Raw genomic sequence first — 23,819 nt, 5'->3', positions numbered from 1 at the left:
CGGAAGCCCGCGCATCCCGCTCACGCTTCCGTCCCCGGCCGCCAAGCGGTCAAGCACAGACCGACCCGGTTTCCAGAACCCGCTCGCACGAAGCGGTTCCCGGGTCACCGCATCATCACCTCGAGGATTCGACTCCCATGTCTCTTGCCACCGTCACCCCCCTGACCGATACCGCCGCCACCGCTGAGAGGCGCACCCCGCCGGCACGAGCGACGCGGCCGGCCCCGGCAGCGAGCGCGCCCGCCGCCTCGGCCACGAGCGATCGGCGCGCGTCGGCAACGGCGCAGCCGGCGCCGTCCGCTCCGGCGACGTCCGCCCCGGCGCGCACCGCGCATCCGCGTCGAGTGCTGCCCGAGCAGACCCAGCCGCTGCAGCCGCTGCCCGTGCAGCAGCGCGCGCGAGCCGCAGCGCCCGCCCAGGAGTCCCCCGCCCGCGTGCGCATCCGCGCCGTTCCGAACGGCACCCGGGCCCGCGGCTTCGCGCTGTACGTGGGCTTCGACGAGGACAAGGCCGACGCCGCGGGAACGGACCTCGGCCACGTCGTCGAGGCGCTCAAGCGGCTGGCCGCCGAGATCGCACCTGGATCTGAGACGTACGCGGCCGTCGCACTCGCACCCGAGAGCGCCGGAGGACGAGACATCGACGTGGTGCGGCTCGCGCTACAGGATCCCGCCGCCGTGGCACGCCACCGCCAGGATGACGACCAGGAGCAGGATCGGGCTGCCGGCGTGATCGTCGACATCTCCCGCAAGCGGCTGCTGCTGGACAACGACCCCGTCGGCCTGACCTACAAGGAGTTCGAGCTGCTGCAGTACCTCGTGCTGCGCGAGGGTCGCACGATCGAGCGAGCCGAGCTCATCTCCTCGCTGTGGCGCGCCGGTGAGGACGACGTGCCCAACGAGCGCACGATCGACGTGCACATCCGGCGCCTGCGGTCGAAGCTCGGCCGCTATGAAGACATCGTGCGCACCGTGCGCGGCGTCGGATACCGGTTCGACCGGCACGCCGACGTCACCATCCGGCACGCCGGTGCGCCGTCGCCCGATCTCTTCTGAGCCTCTCCGGGCCTGCGCGGTCCTACGTCGCCTGAGCTGGCCTGTTCCGCCTGAACCGTCCCGTCCTGACTCGCGGAGCGGCGCTCCCGTCAGCGCAGGGCGAAGCCGCCGTCTGACGTGATGACCTGTCCGACGATCCATCGACCCTCCGGCGAGGCGAGCCATCCGATCAGCCGTGCGACGTCGTCCGGGTGCCCGAACCTGCCAAACGGCATCGACGCGAGCACGCGCTCGACGGTCTCCGCCGAGCGGTCGCTGGTGTCGGCATCCAGATAGCCCGTGTTCACCGGGCCGGGGTTGACGGTGTTGAGCAGGATGCCGCGCGGCAGCAGCTCGGCGGCCACGGTCGCCGTGACGCCGGCGAGTGCCGCCTTGCTCGCCGCGTACGCGACCTCCCCCGGCATCGGCCCGGCGAGCTGTCCCGACGTCATCCAGATGGCGCGACCCGTGGCGAACTCGTCGAACGGCACGCTGACGCGCTCCCGATCTCCCGGTCGTGACGCCGGCGCGTCGGCCGGCTTCTTCCCACCTGCGCCGTCCCCCGGCCGCTCCGACGCGGAGAACTGCTCGGCGAAGAACCGGGTGAGCAGAAGCGTGGAACGCGTGTTCACGTCGTAGTGACCGGAGAGCTTCTCGGCCGTCATGTCGAGGACGGAGCCGTCGCCACCCGAGCGCGCGTGATTGCACACCAGGATGTCGACCCGTCCCAGTGCGGCGCGCGCCGCCTCGACCACGCGAGCAGGCGCATCCGCATCGACCAGGTCCGCTGCGACGTCACCGAATCCCGCGCCCGGTCCGAGGCGTTCCCGGATGCCGGCACGCACGGCGCCCAGATCGTCGCTCCCCCACGGCTGGTTGGCATCGTGCGGCGCGTGGTGCTGGATGAACACGCTCGCGCCGAGCTCCGCCAGCCGGCAGGCGATCGCGTAACCGATGCCCCGCCGGCGCGAGACGCCCGTGACGAGCGCTGCATGTCCCGCGAGCGAGAGAACCATGCCCGGGTTGTCCGTCATGCCTCCCGAGCCTATGCGGCCGAGTCCCGAACGGACGTGCTCGAAGGGTGTCGCCCGGACGCCCGGCGGCGCTACAGTCCGAGCAGCTTCTGCTTCGCGGCCGCGAACTCCTCGTCGGTGAGGATGCCCTGCTGGTGCAGCCCGGCGAGCCGCTGCAGCTCATCCGTGATGCCTCCGCCCGCGGCAGGCTGGGCCTGCTGCTGCGCCGCCTGCTGCTGCGCAGTCTGGGCGGCGACGGCCTGCTGCGCTGCGGCATCCACCTGCGCCTGCTGTTGTTGCGCCTCGTATTGCTGCTGCTGACTCTGCTGCTCGGCGTTGCGCTCCCTGCGCGCCGCCATGCCCCCGGACACCGCGCTGGCCGTTCCGGCGACGACGGCGGTGCGCGCGGCCAGCCCGATGAGGCCGGGGCGCCCGATGCGACCGACGAAAGGCATATCGACTCCGATCTTCTCGACGAACGCCTCGGCCGCCGTCACACGTTGCCGGCCGAGGCCACGACCTCGTTGACCACGGGCGCCGGGATGCGCTCGCTGGCGATCACCGCACCGCCGGACTCCGCCAGCCGCGAGGCGAGCTTCTTGGCCCAGAGCAGCTCGACGACGAGAAGCTCTGCGCTGGTGCCGGGCTCGAGGGACTCCGCGAAGTACTCGATGTCCTCGTCGGCGGCCAGGCCGGAAAGGTCAAGGCCGGCCTCCTCGAGACCGTACGCGTCGGTCGAGTCCTCGACCTCGATGGTCTCGACGCCACCCTCGATCGTGCGGCTGATGACGACGGCGTCGAGGATGCGCACGGCTCCATCACGCACGAGCTCCCGAACGGCCTCGATCACGCCGGGATCCGGCGCCTCACCCTGGAACGCGACGAGCACGAACTCGACGGGACCGTATTCGAAATCGCTCATGGCCGCACCTCCCACGTGCTCCGGCCGATGCCTCAAGCATGCGTCGGTCTCGCGGCGCAGCCGTCACCCCCGTCGGGTGAACCCCTGCCGGGTGACCCTGTCGGTGACCGCCGAGCATGCGCCCCGGCTACGGCACGAGGATGATCTTGCCGCGCACCTCGCCGGCCTGGCCGGCCCGGTGCGCCTCCGCGGCATCCTTCAGCGGATACGTGGCGCCGATCTCCACCTGGAACGTCCCGTCGGCCAGACCGGCGAGCGCCACCTCGAGCCCTTCGGCGCGCAGCGCCTCCTCCTCCGGCGTGAGAGGCTTCGGGCTGCCGCCCGACCACGCCTTGATCCCCAGGTCGGCCGCCTTGGCTCCCACCACGATGGTGCCGATGTGCGAGCGATCGGAGACGAGCTCGAAGGATGCCTGCAGCGCGTCATCCGTTCCCGCCATGTCGAGCACGTAGTCCACGCCCTGAGGCACTGCCTCGCGCACCCGGCCCACGAGACCGTCGCCGTACTCGAGCGCGATGGCGCCGAGCTCGCGAACGCGATCCATGTTCCTCGCACTCGCCGTTCCCACGACGGTGATGCCGCGCGCTCTGGCGAACTGGATGGCCGCCTGCCCCACGGCGCCCGACGCACCGTGGATGAGGAGCACATCGCCGGACCCCGCGCCGATCGAGACGACCACCTGGTACGCGGTCCCGGCCGGCACTCCGAGCGCCGCGGCATCCTCGAACGAGACACCGGCGGGCTTGCGCACGAGCTTGCCGACGGATGCCACGACCTCGCTGGCGTATCCGCCGCTCGCCCCGCGCACGACCACCTCGTCGCCGACCGACCACCCGTCGACGCCGTCGCCCAAGGCGGAGATCACACCGGAGACGTCCAGTCCCAGCCGGCGCGGCTTCTCGATCGGGTCGGACGCACGGGTGCCCTCGCGCAGCTTCCAGTCGATCGGGTTCACCCCCGCCGCCCTGACCGCGACGAGCACCTTGCCCTCACCGGGCGCCGGGTCGGGATGCTCGGCCACCTCGAGCACTTCGGGTCCGCCGAACCGCGTGTACTGGATGACCGTCTGCATGTGACCTCCTCGAATCGTCGCCTTTCACACTATGGGAGTGGCCCCTCGGTCGGTGCGGGAAGCGGGCCGGTCAGGTACGCCTGCACGGCGGGTCCGACGTGGGCGACGATCCAGTCCGCGTCGGCGGACGCGAGCGGTTCCCAGCGCAGCACATAACGCGCGAGCGCGAGACCGGCGATCTGGCTGGCGAGCAGTGCGGCACGCGTGTCGACCTCATCGGCGCTCGGCGAGAACCGGCTCACGACCGGGTGCACCGCGCGTTCCAGGATGAACGTGCGCATCCGCCCGGCGACCGCCTTGTTGCGGGTGGCGCTGCGCAGCACGGCGGCGAGCACGGCCGAATGCGCATCCCACACCGCCACCAGGCCGGCAAGGAGTTCCCGGGCGGCATCCTGCGGGTCGGCCTCCAGCACCGGAGCGACGACGTCGCGCGGGTCCACCTGCAACGCGGTCACGGCCTCGAACAGGCCACCCTTCGAGCCGAAGTAGTGGGCGATCATGGCGGGGTCCACGCCGGCACGATGCGCGATCTCCCGCGTCGTCGCGCCGTCGACGCCACGGTCGGCGAACACCTCGCGCGCGGCGTCCAGCAGCTCCTGCCTCGTGGTCGACTTGCCGGGACGGCGGCCGCTCATGCCGCGGTCCCGCGCGCTGCGTCGTGGGCGTCGTCGGCGTCGTGGTCGAGGAGCACCATGGTCTCCTCGAGCGTGGCGGGCACGGGCCGTACGTCGACCCGGATGCCGCGCAACGCGTCCAGCACGCGCTCGCGCAGCCGCTCGACGCCGCCCGGTGCGCGCGCATCCCCTGCCACGCGGATGCCGCGACCGCTCAGCATGACGGGCATGCCGGACCGGTCGAGTGCGTCGAACGCGCGCTGCCACTCGTCGCTCGTGACGAGCACAGCGGCGGCGCCGCGCGTGAGGTCGCCCACGGATCCGGTCCCCACCATCCGTCCCTGCGACAGCAGCACGAGGCGGGTGCACTGCTCCGCCTCCTGCAGGTAGTGCGTTGTCACGATGACGGCGCGGCCGGCATCCGCCTGCTCGTGGATGACGTCCCAGAGCCCCGCGCGTGCCAGCGGATCCACACCCGAGGTCGGCTCGTCGAGCACGAGCAGCTCCGGCTCGTGCGCGAGGGCGAGCACGAATGCCAGCTGGCGCTGCCTGCCCAGCCCGATGTCGGCCACGACGTCGGAGCGCACCTCCTGAAGCGGTTGCGGAAGGTCCGGTCGCGGAACGCCGTACACGCGGGACAGGAAGGCCACGTTCTCGCGCACGCTGAGCGTCGTGTACAGGCCCAGGCCCTGCGGCACGTAGCCGAGCCGCCGACGGGACGAGTTCGCGGGCGGCTCGCCGAACAGCGTCAGCTCCCCCTCGTCGGCGCGCTCCAGACCGAGCAGGATGCGCAGCAGCGTCGTCTTGCCTGCTCCGTTGGCGCCGATGAGGCCGACGACCTCACCTGGGTGCACCTCGAGGCCGACGTCGTCGAGGGCTCTCGTGCTCCCGAAGGTCTTCACGACGTGACGGGCGGACGCCACAGCGGATGACGTTGGGCGCGAGCCGGCAGCGCCGGGTCGCCCAGCACCCGGTGCAGCGCCGGGTCTGCCACCCGATCGGTTGCGACCGGACTCCTGCGGGCCGGGGTCCTGCCCCTCGTCGACGGGCGCCGCGGCGAGCGACAGCGCGATGAGCGCATCCTCGAAGTCGGGGCGGGCGATGGAGGTGGCCGCTCGTTCGGCTCCGGGGACCGAGCCCGCCGCGGGCTGCGAGGCCGTCGCGGCGGCCGAGTGCTTGCCGTGCCGCTGCAGGGGAACACCGTCGCCCTGCGCTTCGTCCGGCGCCGGGGCGCGAAGGCTGCCGGCATCGAGAGCGTCGCGAGCATGCCGAGCGTCCCGAGCGTCCGCAGCGTCCCGAGCGCCCCCAGCGTCCCGAGCGTCCACGGCGGGAACCCAGAGCCGGCGCTCGTTCCCGCGTCGCCACGTGCGCCCTGCGTCCTCGTCGTGGAGGGCATCCGCGTCGGGCAGCCGGTAGATCGTGCCAGGCAAAGACGCCACGATGGCCTCGGGCATGCCGAATGCGAGCACGCGCCCGCTGTCGAGCGCCAGAACGTGCGGCGCACGTTGCGCCTCGTCGAGGTACGTCGTCGCCATGACGATGGTCGTGCCCTTGCCGGTCGCCGAGTTGCGCATCGTGGCAGTGGCGCTGATGAGGCGCCAGAGCTCCACCCGGCTCACCGGATCCACTCCCGTGCTCGGCTCGTCCAGCAGCACCAGTTCCGGCTCGTGCAGGATGGCGAGCACGAACCCCAGCTTCTGCCGCATGCCGCCCGACAACGCGTGGCCGAGCCGACGCCGTGCACCCTCCAGCCCCGCGCGCTCCAGCAGCTCGGCCGAGCGCGAGCGGATGTCGGCCGCCGACATGCCGTAGGACCGCCCGCTGAACTCCAGGTTCTCGTTTACCGTCAGCGTGGGCCAGACGCCGGATGTCGACGGCTGGTAGCCGAATCGCGCGCGTTCGACCGTGCGCACCTGGCCGGTCTCGGCGCGCACCCGGCCGGCGAGCACGCGCAGCAGCGTCGACTTGCCCGCGCCATCGCCGCCGACGATGGCGGTGACCTGGCCTGGGTGGGCATCCAGCGACACGTCGTGGAGCGCGGTCGTCCGGCCGAACCGCACCGTGACGCCGGTGATGCCGGTCGGCGCCTGGCCTCCCGCGTCGGCTGCGGTGTCACGTGCGATGTCGGGTGCGGTGCCGCGTGCCGCAGCGGGGGTGGTCATCGCGCGACCTCCGCCTCTGCCGGCCGTGAAGCATCCTGCTCCGCCCGCGCGTGCTGTCGAACGGGAGAGATGCTTCGACTGAGCCGCAAGACGGCCAGGCCGAAGATGGCGACCGCCATCGCCGCGAGGATGACGAGCGGCAGCCACAGCGAATCCCAGCCCGCTCCCCTGATCATGACGCCCTGCGAGATCATCGTGAACCAGGTGAGCGGCAGGCAGTAGCCGATCCAGCGCACGCCGGCCGCCATCGCCGACAGCGGGAAGATCATGCCGGAGAGCAGGATCTGCGGCAGCAGCACCATGAACGCGAGCTGGATCGCCTGTCCCGTCGTGCGCGACACCGAGGAGATCAGCACACCGAGCCCGAGCACGACGAAAAGGAAGAGGGCTGCGCCGACGATGAAGATGACCGCGTTCCCGTTGAACGGAACGCCGAACAGCAGAAGCCCGAGCACCGTGATCAGCGCCATGTCGAAGCTGGCCAGCAGGAAGTACGGCGAGATCTTGCCCAGCACGACGGCGCTGGCACGCAGCGGCATCACCGCCAGCTGCTCGAGCGTGCCCGCCTCACGCTCCCGCACCAGGCCGATCGACGTGATGATCGTGCCGATGAACGTGAGGATGAGGCCGATGATGGCCGGGATCATCACCCACGACGTCTTGAGGTCGGGGTTGAACAGCGTGGCCACGGTGATGTGAGGCCCGGCCGCCTGCCCGCTCCCGCTCTGTACCGCCTGCTGCGAAAGCTGCTGCTGCACCTGGGCGAAGAGCGTCTTGGCCGACTGCGCGGCGAAGAGGTTCGAGCCGTCGATCCAGACGTGCGCGTCGACCGCCGGCGCCGCACCGGTGCCCGATGACGCGCCGGATGCCGCGACCGCGTAGATCGCGACATCCGCGCGATCGTCGCGCAGCTCCCGTACGACGTCGGCCTTGGAGCCGCCTTCGTCGGTGACGACGACGTCGAGGTGGTCGCTCAGCGCCGAGTTGTCGTCGATGAGCTTGGTGACGCTCGTCGCCTGGTCGCCGTAGACCGCCACGCTGAGGTGGTCGACGGTGAAGTTCGCCGCATAGCCGAAGATCACGAGCAGCAGGAGCGGCATCACGACGAGCAGGGCGAGCGTGCGCCGGTCGCGGCGCAGCTCCTGGAACTCCTTGAGAACGATGGCGCGCATGGTGGCCTCCTCGACCATTCCATAATTCATCGCATGATGAATTACGTCAAGGGAGGCAGCGGCCATTACGGTCGTCGCATGAGCATGGTGCTGTGCGTGACGTTGTGGCCGAACCCCGGCGAGGAGACGACCCTCGCGGCCTACGAGGACGCGGTGCTCGCACTCCTGCCCGACCATGGAGGCCGCGTCGTCGCCAGGGTGCGCGCGCTCGACGACGGCCACGCGCGCGGCGAGGCCGGCGATGCGGATGCTCCGGGGCATCCGTTCGAGACCCAGATCATCGAGTTCTCGAGCGACGCCGGCGTCGAGTCGTATCTGGCCGACCCGCGCCGTACTGCCGCTTCCGACGCGCGGGACCGAGCGATCGCGCGGACGGAGATCCAAAACGTGATGCTTGTCTGAGGGACCGGCTCACGACGAACTCACAAGAAAAATAACGGAACGATAACTAGCGACCCGTTACCTGTTCGTTATAGAGTTCAAGGGCACCGGCTGTTTGCTGTGGCGGTCGGTGTGGAATGTGATTGCAGGACACTCTTGGTGCAAGGGAGAGGGCCGGTCGTAAGCCTCTACGACCGGCCCTCATTTCTGTCTGGCCCGCGATTCTGTCTGGCCCGCGATTCTGCCTGGGTCCCTAGTCCCGTCTGCGGGGCTCCACGGCTCAGCCTCCGTAATGGCCGTTCGTCACGAGTGTGACCACGAAGCCGGCAGCGCCCAGAACGGCGACGACCACGGCGATCCAGACCCAGGCGCCGGATGCGCCGGTGCGGGCGGGGTAGGTGGGGTGACGGTCATCCATGATCCGAGGCTACCCGCCCCCTTGCTCCCGCGTACGGGTTGCCGTCGGACCTCGGCCGTACGCTGTAACGACCCCTCTGGCGAGGCGAAGGGAGCACCAGCGTGGCCAAGAAGTCCGCCATCAGCGCATGGGAGTCGCTGTTCCGCGCCCAGGTGACCGTGATGCGCACGCTCGCGGCCGAGTTCCCGCGAGACGCCGACCTCAGCCTCACCGAGTACGACGTGCTGTTCACCATCTCGAAGCAGGAGGGCCGGAGCATCCGGCTGCGTGATCTGCGCAAGCAGGTGCTGCTCACCCAGCCGAGCGTCAGCCGCCTGGTCGACCGGCTCGTCGATCGCGGGCTCGTCTCCAAATGCCCCGAGCCGGATGACGCACGCGGCTCGCTCGTGCGCCTCACGGATGAGGGATATGCGCTATACCGGCACTGCGCCGTTCAGCACGGCCGGTCGATCATCGACCACGTCGGCAGTGCCCTCTCCCCCGAGGAACTGGAACAGCTCGAGGCGCTCTGCGACAAGCTGCGCCTCTCTGTGGAGGGCAGCGCGAAAACGGTCTAGCACGACGATCAAGGAGAAATGGCCACCATGCAACAACGCACCATCGGCACCCGTAGCGTGAGCGCGATCGGGCTCGGCGGAATGCCCATGTCGATCGAGGGTCGCCCCGACGAGAAGCGGTCGATCGAGACCATCCACGCCGCACTGGATGCCGGTGTCACGTTCATCGACACGGCGAACGCCTACCACGTGCACGCCGACGAGGTCGGGCACAACGAGGCCCTGATCGCGAAGGCCCTGCGCGAGTACGACGGCGACGCGTCGAACGTCCTGGTCGCCACCAAGGGCGGCCACATCCGCCCGGGCGACGGAACCTGGATCGTCAACGGCAACCCGGACTACATCCGCGGTGCAGCAGAGGAATCGCGCCGCCGGCTGGGCGTCGAGCGCATCGGGCTGTACCAGTTCCACCGTCCGGACCCGGCCGTTCCGTACGCCGACTCGGTGCAGGCCCTTCGCGACCTGCTGGACGACGGCGTGATCGAGATGGCCGGCATCTCGAATGCGAACCCGGAGCAGATCCGCATCGCGCAGGACGTGCTCGAGGGCCGTCTGGTCTCGGTGCAGAACCAGTTCTCCCCCCGGTTCCGCTCCAGCGAGCCCGAGCTCGAGGTCTGCGCGGAGATGGGACTCGCGTTCCTGCCGTGGAGCCCGCTGGGCGGCATCGGGCGGTCGGGTGCAGGCGCCGGATTCGAGGCGTTCCAGGAGATCGCGGATGCCCGCGGCGTGAGCCCGCACGTCATCACCCTCGCCTGGGAGCTCGCGAAGGGACCGCACGTCATCCCGATCCCCGGCGCTTCACGGCCCGAGAGCATCCGCGACTCGGTCACCGCTGCCGACGTCGAGCTGACCGCGGACGAGCTCGAGCGACTGGGCTAGCGCACCGGTTCACCGAAATCATCGGCGGGGCGCCTCCGTCCGCCTAGAGTGTGGCCATGACGGACGCGCCGAAGCCGACCGAGCCGACTGCCGACCCTGGAACCGACGCATCGGCAGCGGAGACAGGCACAGCGGTCGGGGAGCCGAACACGGATCGGCTCTCCGACCGCGACACCGTCGCCGTGCAAGCACACGAGGCGATTCCGTCGCGCACGTTCTGGGCCAACCTCAACCAGCCGTTCGCGCTGGGGTTCACGCTCACGCTCGGTGGCCTTGCGGCCTTCGTCGTCGGAGTGGCCTTCTCCAACCTGTCGACGATCATCATCTACATCGTCTTCGCGTTGTTCGCCGCGCTCGGCCTCGACCCGCTCGTGCGAGCCTTCGAGCGGCACCATGTGGCGCGACCGTGGGGCATCCTCATCGTGTACACCGCGTTCGCCGTGGTGCTCGTCGGGGTGCTGTGGCTCGTGATCCCCACCATCGTCGTGCAGGTCAGCGGGTTCGTGACCAACATTCCGAAGACGATCACGTCGTTCCAGAACTCCGATCTCTACGACTGGCTCCAGAACAACTTCGGCGACCAGGTCGGATCGCTGCTGAACCAGATCAAGACGTTCCTCTCCGACCCGGCCAACATCGCGGCGATCGGCGGAGGGGTCATCAAGGTCGGCATCACGATCGGCACAGTCATCTCGGGCATCATCATCGTGCTCGTACTGAGCCTGTACTTCCTGGCGACGCTGCCGGCGATCAAGCTCGCGTTCACCCGGCTGGCGCCGGCTCGGAGCCGGCCGACCGTGTCGTCGATGATGGAGCAGATCTCGTCAGGCATCGGCGCCTACCTCGGCGGCATGGTCGTGCTCGCGTTCTTCAACTCGCTCGTCGCGTTCCTGCTCTACCTCTTCCTCGGACTGCCGTTCCCGTTGCTGATGGCCGTCGGCGCGTTCTGCATCACGCTGATCCCCCTCGTCGGCTCGGTGCTGTTCTGGATCACCGGAAGCGTGATCGCGTTGTTCAGCAGCCCGCTCAGCGCCGTGCTGTTCGCGATCATCTACCTCATCTATATGCAGATCGAGGCATACATCCTCACGCCCAGGGTGATGAACCGCGCCATCGCGGTGCCGGGGGCGCTCGTGGTGATCGGCGCACTGGTAGGGGGAACGCTGCTCGGCCTGCTCGGGGCGCTCGTCGCGATCCCGGTGACGGCATCCATCCTGCTGATCATCAAGCAGATCTTCATACCGAGGCAGGATGCCAAGGTCTAGCCGGCGGAGGCAGCCCATGTCGTTCGACCCGAAGCGCGCATGGGCGTGGCTGAAGCGACGCGATCCCGACCTCGGTGCGCTTCGGCGGGCGGGCCGGATCGCCATCGTGATGCCCATCCTCTTCGCGTTCGGCTTCTACGTGGTCGGCAACGCCGACTACGCGCTCTTCGCCGCGTTCGGCTCCTTCGCGATGCTCCTCTTCGTGGGGTTCGGCGGCACGCTCCGCGAGCGGCTGCAAGCCCAGACCGCGCTCATCGTGGCCGGCGCCGTGTTCGTCTCTCTCGGCACGCTGCTCGCTGCCCCGGCGTGGCTCGGAGCGCTCTCCATGGCGGTCGTCGCCTTCGTCGTGCTCTTCGTCGGCACGGTCAGCGACGTGCTCGCCTCCGCCAGCACCGCCCTGCTCCTGTCGTTCATCCTTCCCGTCACGCTGCCGGGCGGCATGGGTGTGCTGCTCCCGCGTCTGGCCGGCTGGGGCACGGCCTCCGTGGTGGCACTGGTGGCCATCACCGTGCTGTGGCCGGCTCCCACGAGGATGCCGTTGCGCACGAGTGCGGCGAACGCCTGCGCAGCGCTCGCGGCGCGGCTGCGCGCAGACGCCGCCTACGCGCTCGGCGGCCACCAGCCCGCTGACCGTGAGGCACGCGACCGCGCTGCCGCTGCCGCCGACGAGGCGGTCGACGCTTTGCGCAGCCTCTTCCTCGCCACGCCGTACCGGCCGACGGGTCTCAACACGCCGGCTCGCACCGTCGTGCGGCTCGTGGACGAATTGAACTGGCTGCAGGCCGTGGTGGCGCAGTCCTCTTCGGTGCCGCCTCTGACGTTCGCCGGCACCGACCAGATGTTCCGGGATGTCTGCCAGGCCAAGATCGCCGCAGCCGACGTGCTGGATCGCGGCGCCGAGGTGCTGCGCGCGAACGGCGCATCCACCGAGGCTCTGGAGGCCGCACGGTCGCGGCTCGCCGAGGCGAGACTGGCCGTCGCGACACGCGCACTGGCGCGGCTGCCCGGCAAGGACGGGCCGGCTACCGACGAGCGACAGGTGGATGCCGACGCGTTCATCTCCGCGCTCGACCCCGGGTTCCGTGCCCAGGAGCTCAGCCACGCAGTGCTGCAGGTCGGCTGGAACATCGCGCTGACGGCAGCGGCGGAACGGCGCAGCTGGTGGGACAAGGCGCTCGGCAGGCAGCCAGGTGACCTGATCGGAACCTTCAGCGCGGGCATCGAGCGCGCACGCGCCCAGCTGGAGTGGCACTCGGTGTGGCTGCACAACAGCATCCGCGGCGCCGTGGCGCTCGGGCTCGCGGTGCTGCTTGCGGACCTCACCGGTGTCGAGCACTCGTTCTGGGTGGTGCTCGGCACGCTCTCCGTGCTGCGCTCGAACGCGCTCAGCACCGGCCAGAATGTGTTGCGCGGCGTCATCGGAACGGCGGTCGGAGTGGCGATCGGCGGCGTGCTGCTGGCGCTGGTCGGCACCGACTCGATGGCGCTCTGGATCGTGCTCCCGATCTCGATCTTCGTGGCGGGAGTCGCGCCGACGGCGATCTCGTTCGCCGCGGGACAGGCCGCCTTCACGCTGGCTCTCGTGCTGCTCTTCAACATCATCGAGCCGACCGGCTGGACGGTCGGCCTGTATCGCATCGAAGACATCGTGCTCGGCTGTCTCGTAAGCCTGCTCGTCGGCCTGCTCTTCTGGCCGAGGGGTGCCGCGGCCGCGCTGCGCACGGCGCTCTCCGAGGCCTACGCCGAGCTCGCGGATTACCTTGCGGACGCCGTCGCGTTCGGCGTGGACAGGTGCGACCCGACGGTGACGGAGCACCCGCTGCCGACGGCGCCCGCGAAGCGCGCAGCTGCGGCATCCAGGCGGTTGGATGACGCGTTCCGCACGTACCTCACCGAGCGTTCGAGGCGGCGCGTGCCCCTCGCTCAGGCCGCGGCGGCAGTGGCGGGTGTGGCGGGCATCCGCCTCATCAGCGATGCGATCGTCGCAATGTGGCAGGACGAGGACGGCGCCGCGAGCGGCGACCGTGCCCGTGCCCGGCGGGCGCTCGACGCGTCGGCGCGCGCCGTCGCCGAGTGGTGCAGGCAGTACAGCAGACGGCTGGTGGCGCTGGAGGATCCGCCTCGCCCTCTGGACCCCGACCCGGCGTCCACGGCGGAGCTCATCGACTCGGTCAGACTCGACCTCAGCGACGCATCGGGTCGGAGCACGCCCACCGCGGTGCGCATCGTCTGGACCGGCGACTATCTGGATGCCGTCCGCCGCGTACAGAGCCAGATCGTCGCGCCCGACACCCGGTCGCCGGCCACCGCCGCCCGCGCCGCCACCGCGGGCTGAGCCAGCACGCCACCGCACCCCACGCCGGACCGCCGGCTGTGACCGTCGAAACCGAGCCGCACCCCACGCCGCACCGCCGGTCGAGCCAATCGAAACGAGCCGCACCACGACCGCCGGTTGAGCCTGTCGAAACCGAGCCGGGGAACCGGGGTTCCGACACGCTCAACCCTCGGTGATACAGGATCAAGCGGCGGTTGAAGGGCAGGCTCAACCCGGGGTGGCGGCCATCTCGAACGCGCGCCACATCGAGGCGTACGCGCCGTCCCGCTCCAGGAGCTCCTCGTGCGAGCCGACCTCGATCACGCGGCCGTGGTCGAGCATGACGATGCGATGCGCCCCCATCGCCGTCTGAAGACGGTGCGCGATGAGCACCGTCGTGCGGTCGCGGGCCAGGCGATGCATCGCATCCGTCACCCGCGACTCGGTCGCGAGGTCCAGATTGCTCGTCGCCTCGTCGAGCAGCAGGATCGACGGCTGCACGAGCTCTGCCCTGGCCAGGGCGATCAGCTGGCGCTGCCCCGCGGACAACGACTTGCCCCGCTCCGCGATCTCGGTGTCATAGCCGTGCGGCAGCGCCTCGATCATGTCGTGCGCGCCGACGGCGCGTGCCGCCGCCCGGATGTCGGAGGCCGGGGCATCCGGTCGTCCGTACGCGATGTTGTCAGCGACGGGCCCCGTGAAGAGGAAGGACTCCTGCGGCACGTACCCGAGGTTGCGGCGGAAGCCGCCGAGGTCGAGCGCCCGAAGGTCCTCGCCGTCGACGAGCACCGCGCCGCGATCCGGATCGTAGAAGCGCGCGATGAGCTTCATCACCGTCGACTTGCCCGCACCCGTCTCGCCCACGAGCGCGACGGTCTCGCCGGGCCGGATGCCGAGTGCGATGCCCGCCAGGGCCTCGGCCGGCCGGTGCGCCGCGGCATCGCTCGAGAGCGCGTCGTGGGCATCCCGCGGTCCGCGGATCTCGGCGGACACCGCACCCGTCGGATACGCGAAGTGCACGTCGTCGAGCGTCACGTCGCCCGTCAGCTCGCCCACCGCGACGGGATGCTCCGCCTGCGGAGTGAGCGTCTCCAGCTTCATGAGGCCCGAGATGCGCGACACCGACACACGGGTCTGCTGCCAGGCGTCGAACACCTGGGAGAGCTGCTGGATCGGCGAGAAGAACATGTCGATGTAGAGCAGGAACGCGATGAGCGCACCGGCGGTGAGCTGCCCCTGCGCGATGAGCGCCGCGCCGAGCCCGAGCACGATCGCGTCGGCGATCGCGGAGAGGAACTGCACGAACGGGAAATAGATCGCGACGAGTCTCTGGGCCGCGACGCGCGACCTCAGGTAGGCGCTGCCGTGCCCGTGGAAGCGGCGCATGGTCGCCTCCTCGTGCGTGAACGCCTGCGACTCGCGCACGCCGGAGAGGCTTTCCTGGAACGCGGCGTTGACGATGGCGATGCGCTCGCGGGACAGATCGTAGAGCCTGGTCGACCGGCGCCGGAACCACAGGGTGGCCACGGCGAGCGGGATCACGACGATCAGCACGGCGAGGCCGAGCGGGGCATCCACGATCACCAGCGCCACGCCGACGCCGACGAACGTGACGGCGGCGACGAGGGCGCCGAGCAGACCGTTCTGCAGCAGTGACTCGAACTGGTCGACATCCGTGGTCATCCGCGTCATGATGCGGCCGGCCATCTCGCGCTCGTAGTAGTCGAGCGAGAGACGCTGCAGCTGAGCGAAGATGCGGATGCGCAGCGACAGCATGATGCGCTGCGCCGCCCGACCCGTGATGAGGGACTCCGCCATGCCGTTGAACAGGTCCGCGACGGTGAGAACGAGGTAGAGAGCGGATGCGCCGAACAGCACGGCCGCGACCCCGGTGGTGACGCCGTCGTCGATGCCGGTCTTCACGACGGCCGGCCCGAGCAGTCCGATCACGGCGTCGATGACCACGAAGCCGAGCGCCAGCAGCAGCGGCCGCCGGAACTCGCGCAGCACCTTGCCCAGGCTGAAGTCGCGCTGATGGCGCGACTCCGCGTCCAGATCGATGTCGGGAAAGTCCCTGACCGGCGGGAGTGCGGCCACACGAGCCAGCAGCTCAGGGGTCGGCGCGAGGCCCGCGCCCATGCCGCGCATCCCGCCGCCACCGCCGCCGAGCCCCATGCCGATGCCGCCGCCGACCGACCGCCCGCCGCCCGCGGCAACTCCACCTCCGCGGCCAGCTCCACCTCCGCCGCCAGTCCCACCTCCGCCGCCAGTCCCACCTCCGCGGCGGGTCTCACCCCCGCTGGGTTTCCCCGATGCACCGGACTTTTGCCGATCCGCCGCACTGGTAGCGCGATTTCCGTACGGCGAATCGTCGAAAGTGCTGTCTGCGGAAAAGGGTTGGTCGGCCGGATGGGACGCAGCGGGACCGGGATCGACGAGGGAGCTCGGCTGCACACCGGCGAGGGCGTCGATGTCACCGCGCCTGGCGGCATCTGTCGCGCCGAACAGCGCTCGGTACGTGTCGCTTCGATCGATGAGTTCGTCGTGCGTGCCCTGGTCGACGATGCGGCCGTGCTCCAGCACGACGATGCGATCGGCGAGGTGCAGCGTGGAGTGCCTGTGCGCCACCAGCAGCACGGTGCGGTTCTCCATCACGCTGCGGAGCGCGTCGTGGATCGTCTGCTCGGTGCGCGCGTCGATGGCGCTCGTGGCGTCGTCGAGCACGAGGATCGCCGGGTCGCGCAGGATGGCCCGTGCCAGCGCGATCCGCTGCCGCTGGCCGCCGGAGAGGCTCAGCCCGCGCTCGCCGACGACGGTGTCGTAGCCGCGGGGAAGATCCATGATGAAGTCGTGCGCCTGGGCCGCACGCGCGGCCGCCTCGATCTCGTCGTCGGTGGCATCCGGCGCCCCGTATGCGATGTTGTCATGCACCGACTCGGAGAACAGGAACGCGTCTTCGAAGGCCATGCCGATCGATTGCCGCAGCGAGCCCAGGCGGATGTCGCGAACATCCCGTCCGCCGATCGTGACCGACCCGGAGTCGGGGTCGTAGTAGCGGACGAGGAGGCGCCCGACCGTGGACTTGCCGCTGCCGCTCGCGCCGACGAGCGCGACCCGCTCCCCCGGTTGCACGACGAGCGAGAAGTCGCGCAGCACGGGCGTCTCCGGCTCGTATCCGAACGTGACGTCGCGCAGTTCGATGACGCCGGGCTCGGGCGGGAGCGTGACGGCGTCGGGCCCATCCTGGATGGCGGGCGTCAGGTCGAGCAGCTGGAAGATGCGCTCGAGCCCGGTGCGCGCCATCTGCCCGATGGTGAGGATGCCGGCGAGCTGTCGCGCGGGCGCCATCAGCTGGGCGATGTATGTAGAGAACGCCAGGAACGTGCCGAGCGTGATGTTGCCGCTCAGTGCGAGCCATCCGCCGAGTGCGAGGATGCCGACCTGCCCGAGCACGGGGACGGCCTCCAGCAACGGCTGATACCTGGATTGGATGCGCACCCCGCGCATCTGCGCCCCGTACAGAGCGGATGCCGTACGGGTCAGCCGCTCCAACTCGCGTCGCTCCTGTCCGAACGCCTTCACGACGCGAACGCCTCCGACGTCCTCGTCGACGATGGCCGCGAGATCGCCCTCCTTCTGCTGGCCGTCCCAGGTGGCGGGGAAGACGCGGCGGCGCATCCGATAGCTCACCACCAGCAGGGCGGGGAGGACGGCGAGGCTGATGAGCGCGAGCAGGGGCGACAGCACGAACATCACGACGAGCGAGAGCAGCATCATGAGCACGTTGCCCGACACCAGCGGCAAAAAGTTCAGCAGCCCCTGCACGAGCGCGGAGTCGGAGTTCGCCCGGGCAACGAGCTGGCCGGTGGGCATGGTGTCGAGAGTGGCGGCATCCAGCTGCTGCAGCTTGTCGTGCATCTCGTTGCGCAGGTCGTTCTGCACATCGAGCGCGACGCGGCCGCCGCGGTACCGGCGCAGGTACGCGAATCCGAATGCCACGAGTGCCAGCGCGATGAGCAGCGCGAGCCAGGGCAGCAGCGGCGCGGTCTTGTCGACGATGACGCCGTCCACGATCTGCCGGGCGATGAGCGGTGTGGCGACCTGGCACGCGGACCCGAGGATGGCCGCACTCACCGCGATCGTCACGTTCGCACGGTGCCGCCACAGGTAGTGGCCGAGTCGGCGGAGCCATCCGGGCTGGGTGTCAGTGGCGCGTTCGCCCTGCGACGGCTCCGCGGTGGAGCGGTCAGCGGCCGGCCGCGCTGGGGAGTGATCGACGGAGCGATCCGTGATCGGCTGCCCTGCGGAGTCGTCCACGCGCTGCGCTTCCGCCGGCCGGCCGGCACGATGCCCAGTCGCTCGACTCCTCTGCGCTTCGTCGGCCTCTTCGCGCGTCACAGCATCACCTTTCCGCCGAACCCGGCGTTCAGAGGGGCGGGGTCGGACACCGCGCCCTCGACCGTTTCCGGGCTGGGCGCGGACCTGTCGGCCGGCCTGGGAACCGGTGCCGATGCGGCTGTCGGGATCGCACGCGGCGTCGACGCGGCGACCTGCGCTGCGGAGCCCGGCCGAGCCCCCGTGGCTGCGCGCCGTGCGGACGCGAGGGCGACCTGACGTCGTTCGACAGCGACATCCAGGGCAGCGAGGGCGGCGAGGGTCCCGCCAGGATCCGGGGTGTCGGCGACGAGCGAGGAGACGACGGCCACGAGCTCGGATTCAGCTGCGGATCTGGCCGCGCTGCCGGCATCCGTGAGCATGAGGTCCGTCGCACGCTGATCGGCGTGATGCGACTCCCGGCGCAACAGCCCGCGTCGCACGAGCGACTCCACGGTGGAACTGATCGCCGGCTTGCCCAGGGCGAGTCGCTGCGCCAGGCGGGATGCCCGCGCCTCTCCCTCGGCCACCGCCGACAGCACTCGGAAGTCAGCGAGGCTCAGGCCCTGAAGAGAACGCTCGAGGATGCGCGAGGAGCGAGTGAGCGCGCGCACGGCGGAGCGGGCATCCGCCTCGAATCCGGATAGTTCGATCACCGAACCATACTAGGCACGGTGACCCATGCGGACGGCCGCGGCGGTGCGCCGCCTGCCGGTGCTCCGTCTGGCGGTGCGCCGCCTGCCGCGAGAGCCTGCTCCGGTCACGCCGCCACAAGAACCTGCCGGTCACGCCGTCACGAAAACAGGCACATGCATCCGAAACAGGCCAAATCCTCCTGTTTTCGCCGCGAGAGCGCGATCATGCCTGTTTTCAGAACGTGGTGGTCGGGGTTTCGGAGGTGATGCGGTGGGACCGGAGGTGGTGGTCGGGAGGTGATGGGCTACGCCAGCGCCACCTCGTGGCCGCTCTCGGCCGAGCGGTAGCAGGCGTCGATGACCTCGGCCCGGCGCAGCCCGAGCGAGCCGTCGTGCTTGACCCACTCCGTCTCGCCGCCGCGGATCGCCGTGACGAACTCCGCGACCACCTGGTCGTGTCCACCGTTCTCGCCCGGTGTCGCGTCGTAGTCGGCGACGACGCCGCCCTCGTTGCGGAACACCGTGAACTCGCTGGTCTCGTAGTCCACAACGCGCAGCTCGGCGCCGCCATCGGTGCCGTACACGGTCATCCAGTACACGTTCTCGTGCCGCGAGAAGCTGTCCCAGCTGGTCTCGAGCGTGAGCGTCACGCCGTTCTTCAGCCGCACGAACGCGAGGGCGATGTCTTCGACGTCGAAGCCCTCCATGGCCTTCGTGCCCAGTTCGGCGTAGGTGGATGCCGACACCGTCGCCACCTCCGGCTCGCCCAGCAGGTGCAACGCGTAGTCGATCACGTGCACGCCGAGGTCGAGCAGGGGACCGCCGCCGGACAGCTCCTTCCTGGCGAACCAGCCCGAACCGGGGATGCCCGAGCGCCGCGACCATCCGGCCTTCGCCACATACGGCGTTCCGAGCTCGCCCGACTCGATGATGCGGCTCAGCTCCGCGATGTCTCCGCGCAGCCTGTGATTGAACACCACCTGCAGCACGCGCCCGGATGCCCGGGACGCCTCGACCATGCGCCGCGCGTCATCCACGCCGGCCGCAATCGGCTTCTCGGTCAGCACGTGGGTGCCGCGCTCGAGCGCCGCGATCGCCACCGGCGCGTGCAGGAACGTGGGGGTGGCGATGCTGACGGCATCCAGCTCGACCGTCTCGAGCATGTCCTCCCAGCGCGCGAAGGTGGTGGGGATGCCGTACTCGGCCTGCAGTTCCGCCACCTGGTCGGCCTCCATGGCCGCCAGCGCGACGATCTCCACGTCGGGCAGGGCGGCGTAGCCCTTCAGGTGCTGCTGTCCTGCCCATCCGGCGCCCACGACGCCGACCCTGATCTTCTCCACGGTCACCTCATCCGATCCGTTGTGTTCGCGCGGCGCATGCGTCCGCGGTGGTCATTCGACGCCGATCGCGTGCGGCATCCTGCGCCGGCCGCGCACGTCATCCAAAGCCGCTAGCGCGCGGCATCCTCCGTCGCGAACCAGTCGCGCGGCGGGTTGGCGACCTCGGGCACCTTCGCGACGCCACGCGCTGGCGCGGCCCAGCGCACCGCGTTACCGAGAACATCGCGCACATCCTCGTGGTAGAACACCGGGTACTCCTGGTCGCCGGGGCTGAAGTAGAACACCTTGCCGAGGCCGCGCCGGTACGTGATGCCCGACCGGAACACCTCTCCGCCGGAGAACGAGCTCACGAACACGAGCTCGTCCGGCGTCGGCACGTCGAAGAACTCGCCGTACATCTCCTGCTGCCCGATGACGAGCGGCGACGGGACGCCTTCGGCGATCGGATGCGACGGGTTCACCGTCCACACGAGCTCGCGTTCCGCCTCGTTCCGCCACTTCAGCGAGCAGGTCGTGCCCATCAGACGCCGGAAGATCTTCGAGAAATGCCCGGAGTGCAGCACGATGAGTCCCATGCCGGCGAGCACGCGCTGCTGCACGCGCTCGACGACGACGTCGTCGACCTCGTCGTGCTTCATGTGACCCCACCAGAGCAGCACGTCGGTCTGCTCGAGCGTGTCGGTATCGAGCCCGTGCTCGGGCTGCTGCAGGGTCGCGGTGCGGATGCTCGCATCCGGCAGCCGCGCGGCAAGACCCGCGGCGATCGCTCCGTGGATGCCGTTCGGATAGATGGCGGCGATCTCGGGCTGCGTCGTCTCGTGGAAGTTCTCGTTCCACACCGTGATGCGCATGGTGCTCCTCCAGTCGCGCGGAGTCGGGGGCTTCGAATCGATTCGATCCGTCCGCAACAGTAGCGACGGCTCCCGGGCCGTGCAAGGCGGTTCGCGTCGTGGCGCGCGACACGGGCGAGGCGAGTGCCCGGCCGAACGACAGCGGCTCAGGTGCAGTCCAACGGTTCCCCGTTGAAGTCGCTACCGTCGCACGACCAGGAACAAGCCTAGGTCGAGGAGTGCGTCATCCCGAAAGCGCCCGAGACGCGACCGTGGCGGCCGGGAGGCGATGCGTCACCGGCCGCCACGGAGACAGCGACAGCGCGGGACTACGGCAGCTTGTGCCCGGCCGTCGTGAACAGGCGGTACCACTCCTGCCGGGTGAGCGGCAGGTCGGAGCCGTCGGCCGAATCCTTCACGCGCTGCGGGTTCGTGGTGCCGAGCACGACCTGCATGTTCGCGGGGTGGCGCGTGATCCACGCCACCGCGATGGCCGTCGGCGTCACGCCGTACGACGCGGCGATCTCGTCGATGGCGTCGTTCAGCTCCGCGTAGTTCTCCCGGTCGCCGAGGAACACGCCGTCGAAGAACCCCTTCTGGAACGGCGACCACGCCTGCAGCGTGATGTCGTTGAGACGCGCGTAATCGAGGATGCCGTTGTCGCGGTCGATCGACTGGTCGAGGCCGTTCATGTTGGCGGCGATGCCCTGCGCGATGAGGTTCGCGTGCGTGATGCTCAGCTGAACCTGGTTCACCACGAGCGGCTGCTTGATGGAGCGCTTGAGCAGCTCGGTCTGGCCCGGCGTCTGGTTCGAGACGCCGAAGTAGCGCACCTTTCCCGCGTCGTGAAGCGTGCTGAAGGCATCCGCGATCTCGTCGGGCTCCATGAGCGTGTCGGGGCGGTGCAGCAGCAGAACGTCGAGGTAGTCCGTGCGCAGCGCCGCGAGCGACTCGTCGACGGACTCGAGGATGTGCTGCTTCGAGAAGTCCCAGAAGCCGTTGCGCAGACCCACCTTGGACTGGATGTACACCTGCTCGCGTTCGGCCCCGCTGAACTGCACGGCGTCGCCGAAGCGGCGCTCGCATCCGTGATTGCCGCCGCCGTACACGTCGGCGTGGTCGAAGAAGTTGATGCCGGAGTCGCGTGCCGTTGCCACCAGTGTGCGGATCTGCTCGTCGCTGAGATCGAGGATGCGCATGAGGCCGAGGATGACGTTGCTCGCCTCCATGTCGGTGCCGGGGAGAGTGAAGGTCTTCATGCCTCCATGATGACGGCCGGAGCGCGCTCCAGGTCCAGTCGGCCGCGACCGCCGACCCGGCTCAGCGCCCGGCCAGCTCGTCCGGTGTCGCGGTCGGCGCCTGGTATCCGGCGGGAAGTCCGGGAACGTCCATGTCGTCATCGCCCTCGTAGACGACGACGGCCTCGAGGTCGCCGTCGTCCAGCTGCACGACGAGCTCGTCGCTCTCCACCGGCCCGACGACGTGGATGCGACGGGCTCCGACCGTGGAGCCGGCCGCCACCGTCTCTCCCCCGATGCGCACCTCGTGGTGGCGGACGCGCTGGCCGGCATCCAGAGCCTCGATCAGCTCGACATGACGGATGCGCGCACGCCGCGGAAGCGCGACGCGGTACGTGCGGCCGTTGTGCCCGCGGCCGCGGTCCGCGCGGTCGCGGCCGTCGTCCGTCGCGTCCAGCAGCACGCCGGGGATCGGCGCCCCGAAGCGGCGCTCCCGTTCCGCAGTGAACGCCCGCAGGGCCCTGACGTCGGCCGGATCCAGACGGCCGCGTGGTGTCGGAGGCACGTTCAGCAGCAAATTGGCGCCCCTGCCCACCGAGCGGTACCAGATGGCGAGCAGGTGCTCGGGGCTCTTCGTCTCGTCCGACGGGCTGTGGAACCACTTGCGGCGGATGGAGACGTCGCATTCCGGCGGCAGGTACGCGCGCCCCGGCAGAGCGGTGAACGAGTCCGTGTACTGGCTGTCGGCCGTCCGATCGACGGCGTAGGCCACCGGATCGTCCGCGATACCGTCCTCGTTGCCCGCCCACCTGATGGTCGGCCTGCCCATGTTGAAGACCATGGTGTCGGGCTGCAGCCGGTCGACGACGTCGAGGTAGCGGTCCCAGTCGTAGCTGCGGCCGGCCGAGCCCGCACCATCCAGCCATAGCTCGGCGATGGGTCCGTAGCCGGACAGCAGCTCGGTGAGCTGGCGCGTGTAGAAGTCGTCGTAGGCCGGCGCATCCGGATAGCTCGGCTCGTGCCTGTCCCATGGCGAGAGGTAGACGCCGAACCGGATGCCGCGGGCCGCGCAGGCTTCCGCGACCTGGCGCACCACGTCGCCCCTGCCGGCGCGCCACGGAGAGGATGCGACGGAGTAGTCGGTCGTCGCGGTCGGCCAGAGGCAGAAGCCGTCGTGATGCTTGGCCGTGAGCACGAAGTACTCGGCGCCCGCGTCGGCCGCAGCGGCGACCCACTCCGCCGCATCGAGGTCGACGGGATCGAACAGGCGCGGCGAGAGCGCGCCATCGCTCCACTCGACGTCGGCGAACGTGTTGAGCCCGAAGTGGGCGAACATCCCGAGCCCCCAGCGCTGCCATTCGCGCTGCTGCGGCGTCGGCCTCGGTGTGCTGTCGTCGTCGCCGGCTTCGGGCATCGGGTTCCTCTCGAACGGATGCCTCCATTCTCGCGACTGCCGGCTGCTGGCACGGCATGCACCCGAACAGCGGGCCGAGGCGCGCTCGAGCGTGCGCCTCGACCCGTCGCATCCGTCCGCAGCGGCACCGGGCGCCGGTGCCACGCCACCGGGCCGTTCCCGGCGGCGTGACCCGGTGGCGTGGC

The 23,819-nt window shown here is 70.1% G+C and carries 20 protein-coding genes; 6 read left to right on the top strand and 14 right to left on the bottom strand.

Going from position 1 to position 23,819, the window contains the following annotated elements:
* Positions 1-344: 344 nt before the first annotated feature.
* The gene (locus VHB92_RS05650) at positions 345-1,055 is read left to right on the top strand and encodes a winged helix-turn-helix domain-containing protein (protein WP_414653070.1); all 711 of its coding nucleotides are present in this window, start codon (positions 345-347) and stop codon (positions 1,053-1,055) included.
* A gap of 89 nt (positions 1,056-1,144) precedes the next feature.
* Here VHB92_RS05650 and VHB92_RS05645 read toward each other — a convergent pair whose 3' ends face one another.
* From VHB92_RS05645 to VHB92_RS05615, 7 genes are all read right to left on the bottom strand, one after another.
* Complete coding sequence (locus VHB92_RS05645) at positions 1,145-2,068, bottom strand: SDR family oxidoreductase (protein ID WP_325452273.1); 924 nt, start codon at positions 2,066-2,068, stop codon at positions 1,145-1,147.
* Between the two features lie 71 nt (positions 2,069-2,139).
* Positions 2,140-2,502, bottom strand: coding sequence for an SHOCT domain-containing protein (locus VHB92_RS05640; protein ID WP_325452271.1), 363 nt, complete (start codon positions 2,500-2,502; stop codon positions 2,140-2,142).
* Positions 2,503-2,540: 38 nt separating this feature from the next.
* Positions 2,541-2,969: a DUF6325 family protein gene (locus VHB92_RS05635; RefSeq protein WP_325452269.1), complete on the bottom strand. Its 429-nt coding sequence runs from the start codon at positions 2,967-2,969 to the stop codon at positions 2,541-2,543.
* 127 nt (positions 2,970-3,096) lie between these two features.
* A complete protein-coding gene (locus VHB92_RS05630; protein WP_325452267.1) occupies positions 3,097-4,041 on the bottom strand; it encodes an NADP-dependent oxidoreductase in 945 nt (314 codons plus the stop codon).
* Between the two features lie 29 nt (positions 4,042-4,070).
* Positions 4,071-4,676, bottom strand: coding sequence for a TetR family transcriptional regulator (locus VHB92_RS05625; protein ID WP_325452265.1), 606 nt, complete (start codon positions 4,674-4,676; stop codon positions 4,071-4,073).
* Positions 4,673-6,817, bottom strand: coding sequence for an ATP-binding cassette domain-containing protein (locus VHB92_RS05620; RefSeq protein WP_325452263.1), 2,145 nt, complete (start codon positions 6,815-6,817; stop codon positions 4,673-4,675). Before VHB92_RS05620 ends, VHB92_RS05625 begins: the two co-directional genes overlap by 4 nt.
* Positions 6,814-7,989 (bottom strand): ABC transporter permease, encoded by a 1,176-nt coding sequence (locus VHB92_RS05615; protein WP_325452261.1) that lies wholly within the window; start codon positions 7,987-7,989, stop codon positions 6,814-6,816. Before VHB92_RS05615 ends, VHB92_RS05620 begins: the two co-directional genes overlap by 4 nt.
* Positions 7,990-8,022: 33 nt before the next feature.
* Here VHB92_RS05615 and VHB92_RS05610 point away from each other — a divergent pair, with 33 nt between their 5' ends.
* On the top strand, positions 8,023-8,391 hold the full coding sequence (locus VHB92_RS05610) for a hypothetical protein (protein ID WP_325452259.1): 369 nt from the start codon (positions 8,023-8,025) through the stop codon (positions 8,389-8,391).
* A 259-nt stretch (positions 8,392-8,650) separates the two neighbouring features.
* Here VHB92_RS05610 and VHB92_RS05605 read toward each other — a convergent pair whose 3' ends face one another.
* On the bottom strand, positions 8,651-8,788 hold the full coding sequence (locus VHB92_RS05605) for a hypothetical protein (RefSeq protein ID WP_325452257.1): 138 nt from the start codon (positions 8,786-8,788) through the stop codon (positions 8,651-8,653).
* A gap of 101 nt (positions 8,789-8,889) precedes the next feature.
* Here VHB92_RS05605 and VHB92_RS05600 point away from each other — a divergent pair, with 101 nt between their 5' ends.
* From VHB92_RS05600 to VHB92_RS05585, 4 genes are read left to right on the top strand one after another with little or no spacing between them, the layout of a single operon-like run.
* A complete protein-coding gene (locus VHB92_RS05600) occupies positions 8,890-9,345 on the top strand; it encodes a MarR family winged helix-turn-helix transcriptional regulator (RefSeq protein WP_414653066.1) in 456 nt (151 codons plus the stop codon).
* Positions 9,346-9,372: 27 nt separating this feature from the next.
* Complete coding sequence (locus VHB92_RS05595) at positions 9,373-10,224, top strand: aldo/keto reductase (protein WP_325452430.1); 852 nt, start codon at positions 9,373-9,375, stop codon at positions 10,222-10,224.
* A 56-nt stretch (positions 10,225-10,280) separates the two neighbouring features.
* On the top strand, positions 10,281-11,489 hold the full coding sequence (locus VHB92_RS05590) for an AI-2E family transporter (RefSeq protein ID WP_325452255.1): 1,209 nt from the start codon (positions 10,281-10,283) through the stop codon (positions 11,487-11,489).
* A gap of 16 nt (positions 11,490-11,505) precedes the next feature.
* On the top strand, positions 11,506-13,824 hold the full coding sequence (locus tag VHB92_RS05585) for an FUSC family protein (protein WP_325452253.1): 2,319 nt from the start codon (positions 11,506-11,508) through the stop codon (positions 13,822-13,824).
* A gap of 207 nt (positions 13,825-14,031) precedes the next feature.
* On the opposite strand, the gene VHB92_RS05580 is transcribed toward VHB92_RS05585, so the two are convergent.
* The 6 genes from VHB92_RS05580 to VHB92_RS05555 all read right to left on the bottom strand — a co-directional run bounded on the left by VHB92_RS05580 (position 14,032) and on the right by VHB92_RS05555 (position 23,634).
* On the bottom strand, positions 14,032-18,120 hold the full coding sequence (locus tag VHB92_RS05580) for an ABC transporter ATP-binding protein (protein WP_325452251.1): 4,089 nt from the start codon (positions 18,118-18,120) through the stop codon (positions 14,032-14,034).
* A gap of 77 nt (positions 18,121-18,197) precedes the next feature.
* The gene (locus VHB92_RS05575; protein ID WP_325452249.1) at positions 18,198-18,833 is read right to left on the bottom strand and encodes a MarR family winged helix-turn-helix transcriptional regulator; all 636 of its coding nucleotides are present in this window, start codon (positions 18,831-18,833) and stop codon (positions 18,198-18,200) included.
* Positions 18,834-19,117: 284 nt separating this feature from the next.
* A complete protein-coding gene (locus VHB92_RS05570) occupies positions 19,118-20,158 on the bottom strand; it encodes a Gfo/Idh/MocA family oxidoreductase (protein WP_325452247.1) in 1,041 nt (346 codons plus the stop codon).
* A gap of 104 nt (positions 20,159-20,262) precedes the next feature.
* A complete protein-coding gene (locus tag VHB92_RS05565; protein ID WP_325452245.1) occupies positions 20,263-21,003 on the bottom strand; it encodes a ThuA domain-containing protein in 741 nt (246 codons plus the stop codon).
* A gap of 308 nt (positions 21,004-21,311) precedes the next feature.
* Positions 21,312-22,241, bottom strand: a complete 930-nt coding sequence (locus tag VHB92_RS05560) for an aldo/keto reductase (protein WP_325452243.1) — start codon at positions 22,239-22,241, stop codon at positions 21,312-21,314.
* A gap of 61 nt (positions 22,242-22,302) precedes the next feature.
* Complete coding sequence (locus tag VHB92_RS05555; protein WP_325452241.1) at positions 22,303-23,634, bottom strand: alpha-L-fucosidase; 1,332 nt, start codon at positions 23,632-23,634, stop codon at positions 22,303-22,305.
* Positions 23,635-23,819: the final 185 nt, after the last annotated feature.

It is taken from the genome of Humibacter sp. (assembly GCF_035547335.1).
Taxonomy (GTDB): Bacteria; Actinomycetota; Actinomycetes; order Actinomycetales; family Microbacteriaceae; genus Humibacter.
Note: the sequence above shows the minus strand (reverse complement) of the source record. Positions and strands in the feature narration are given on the sequence as shown.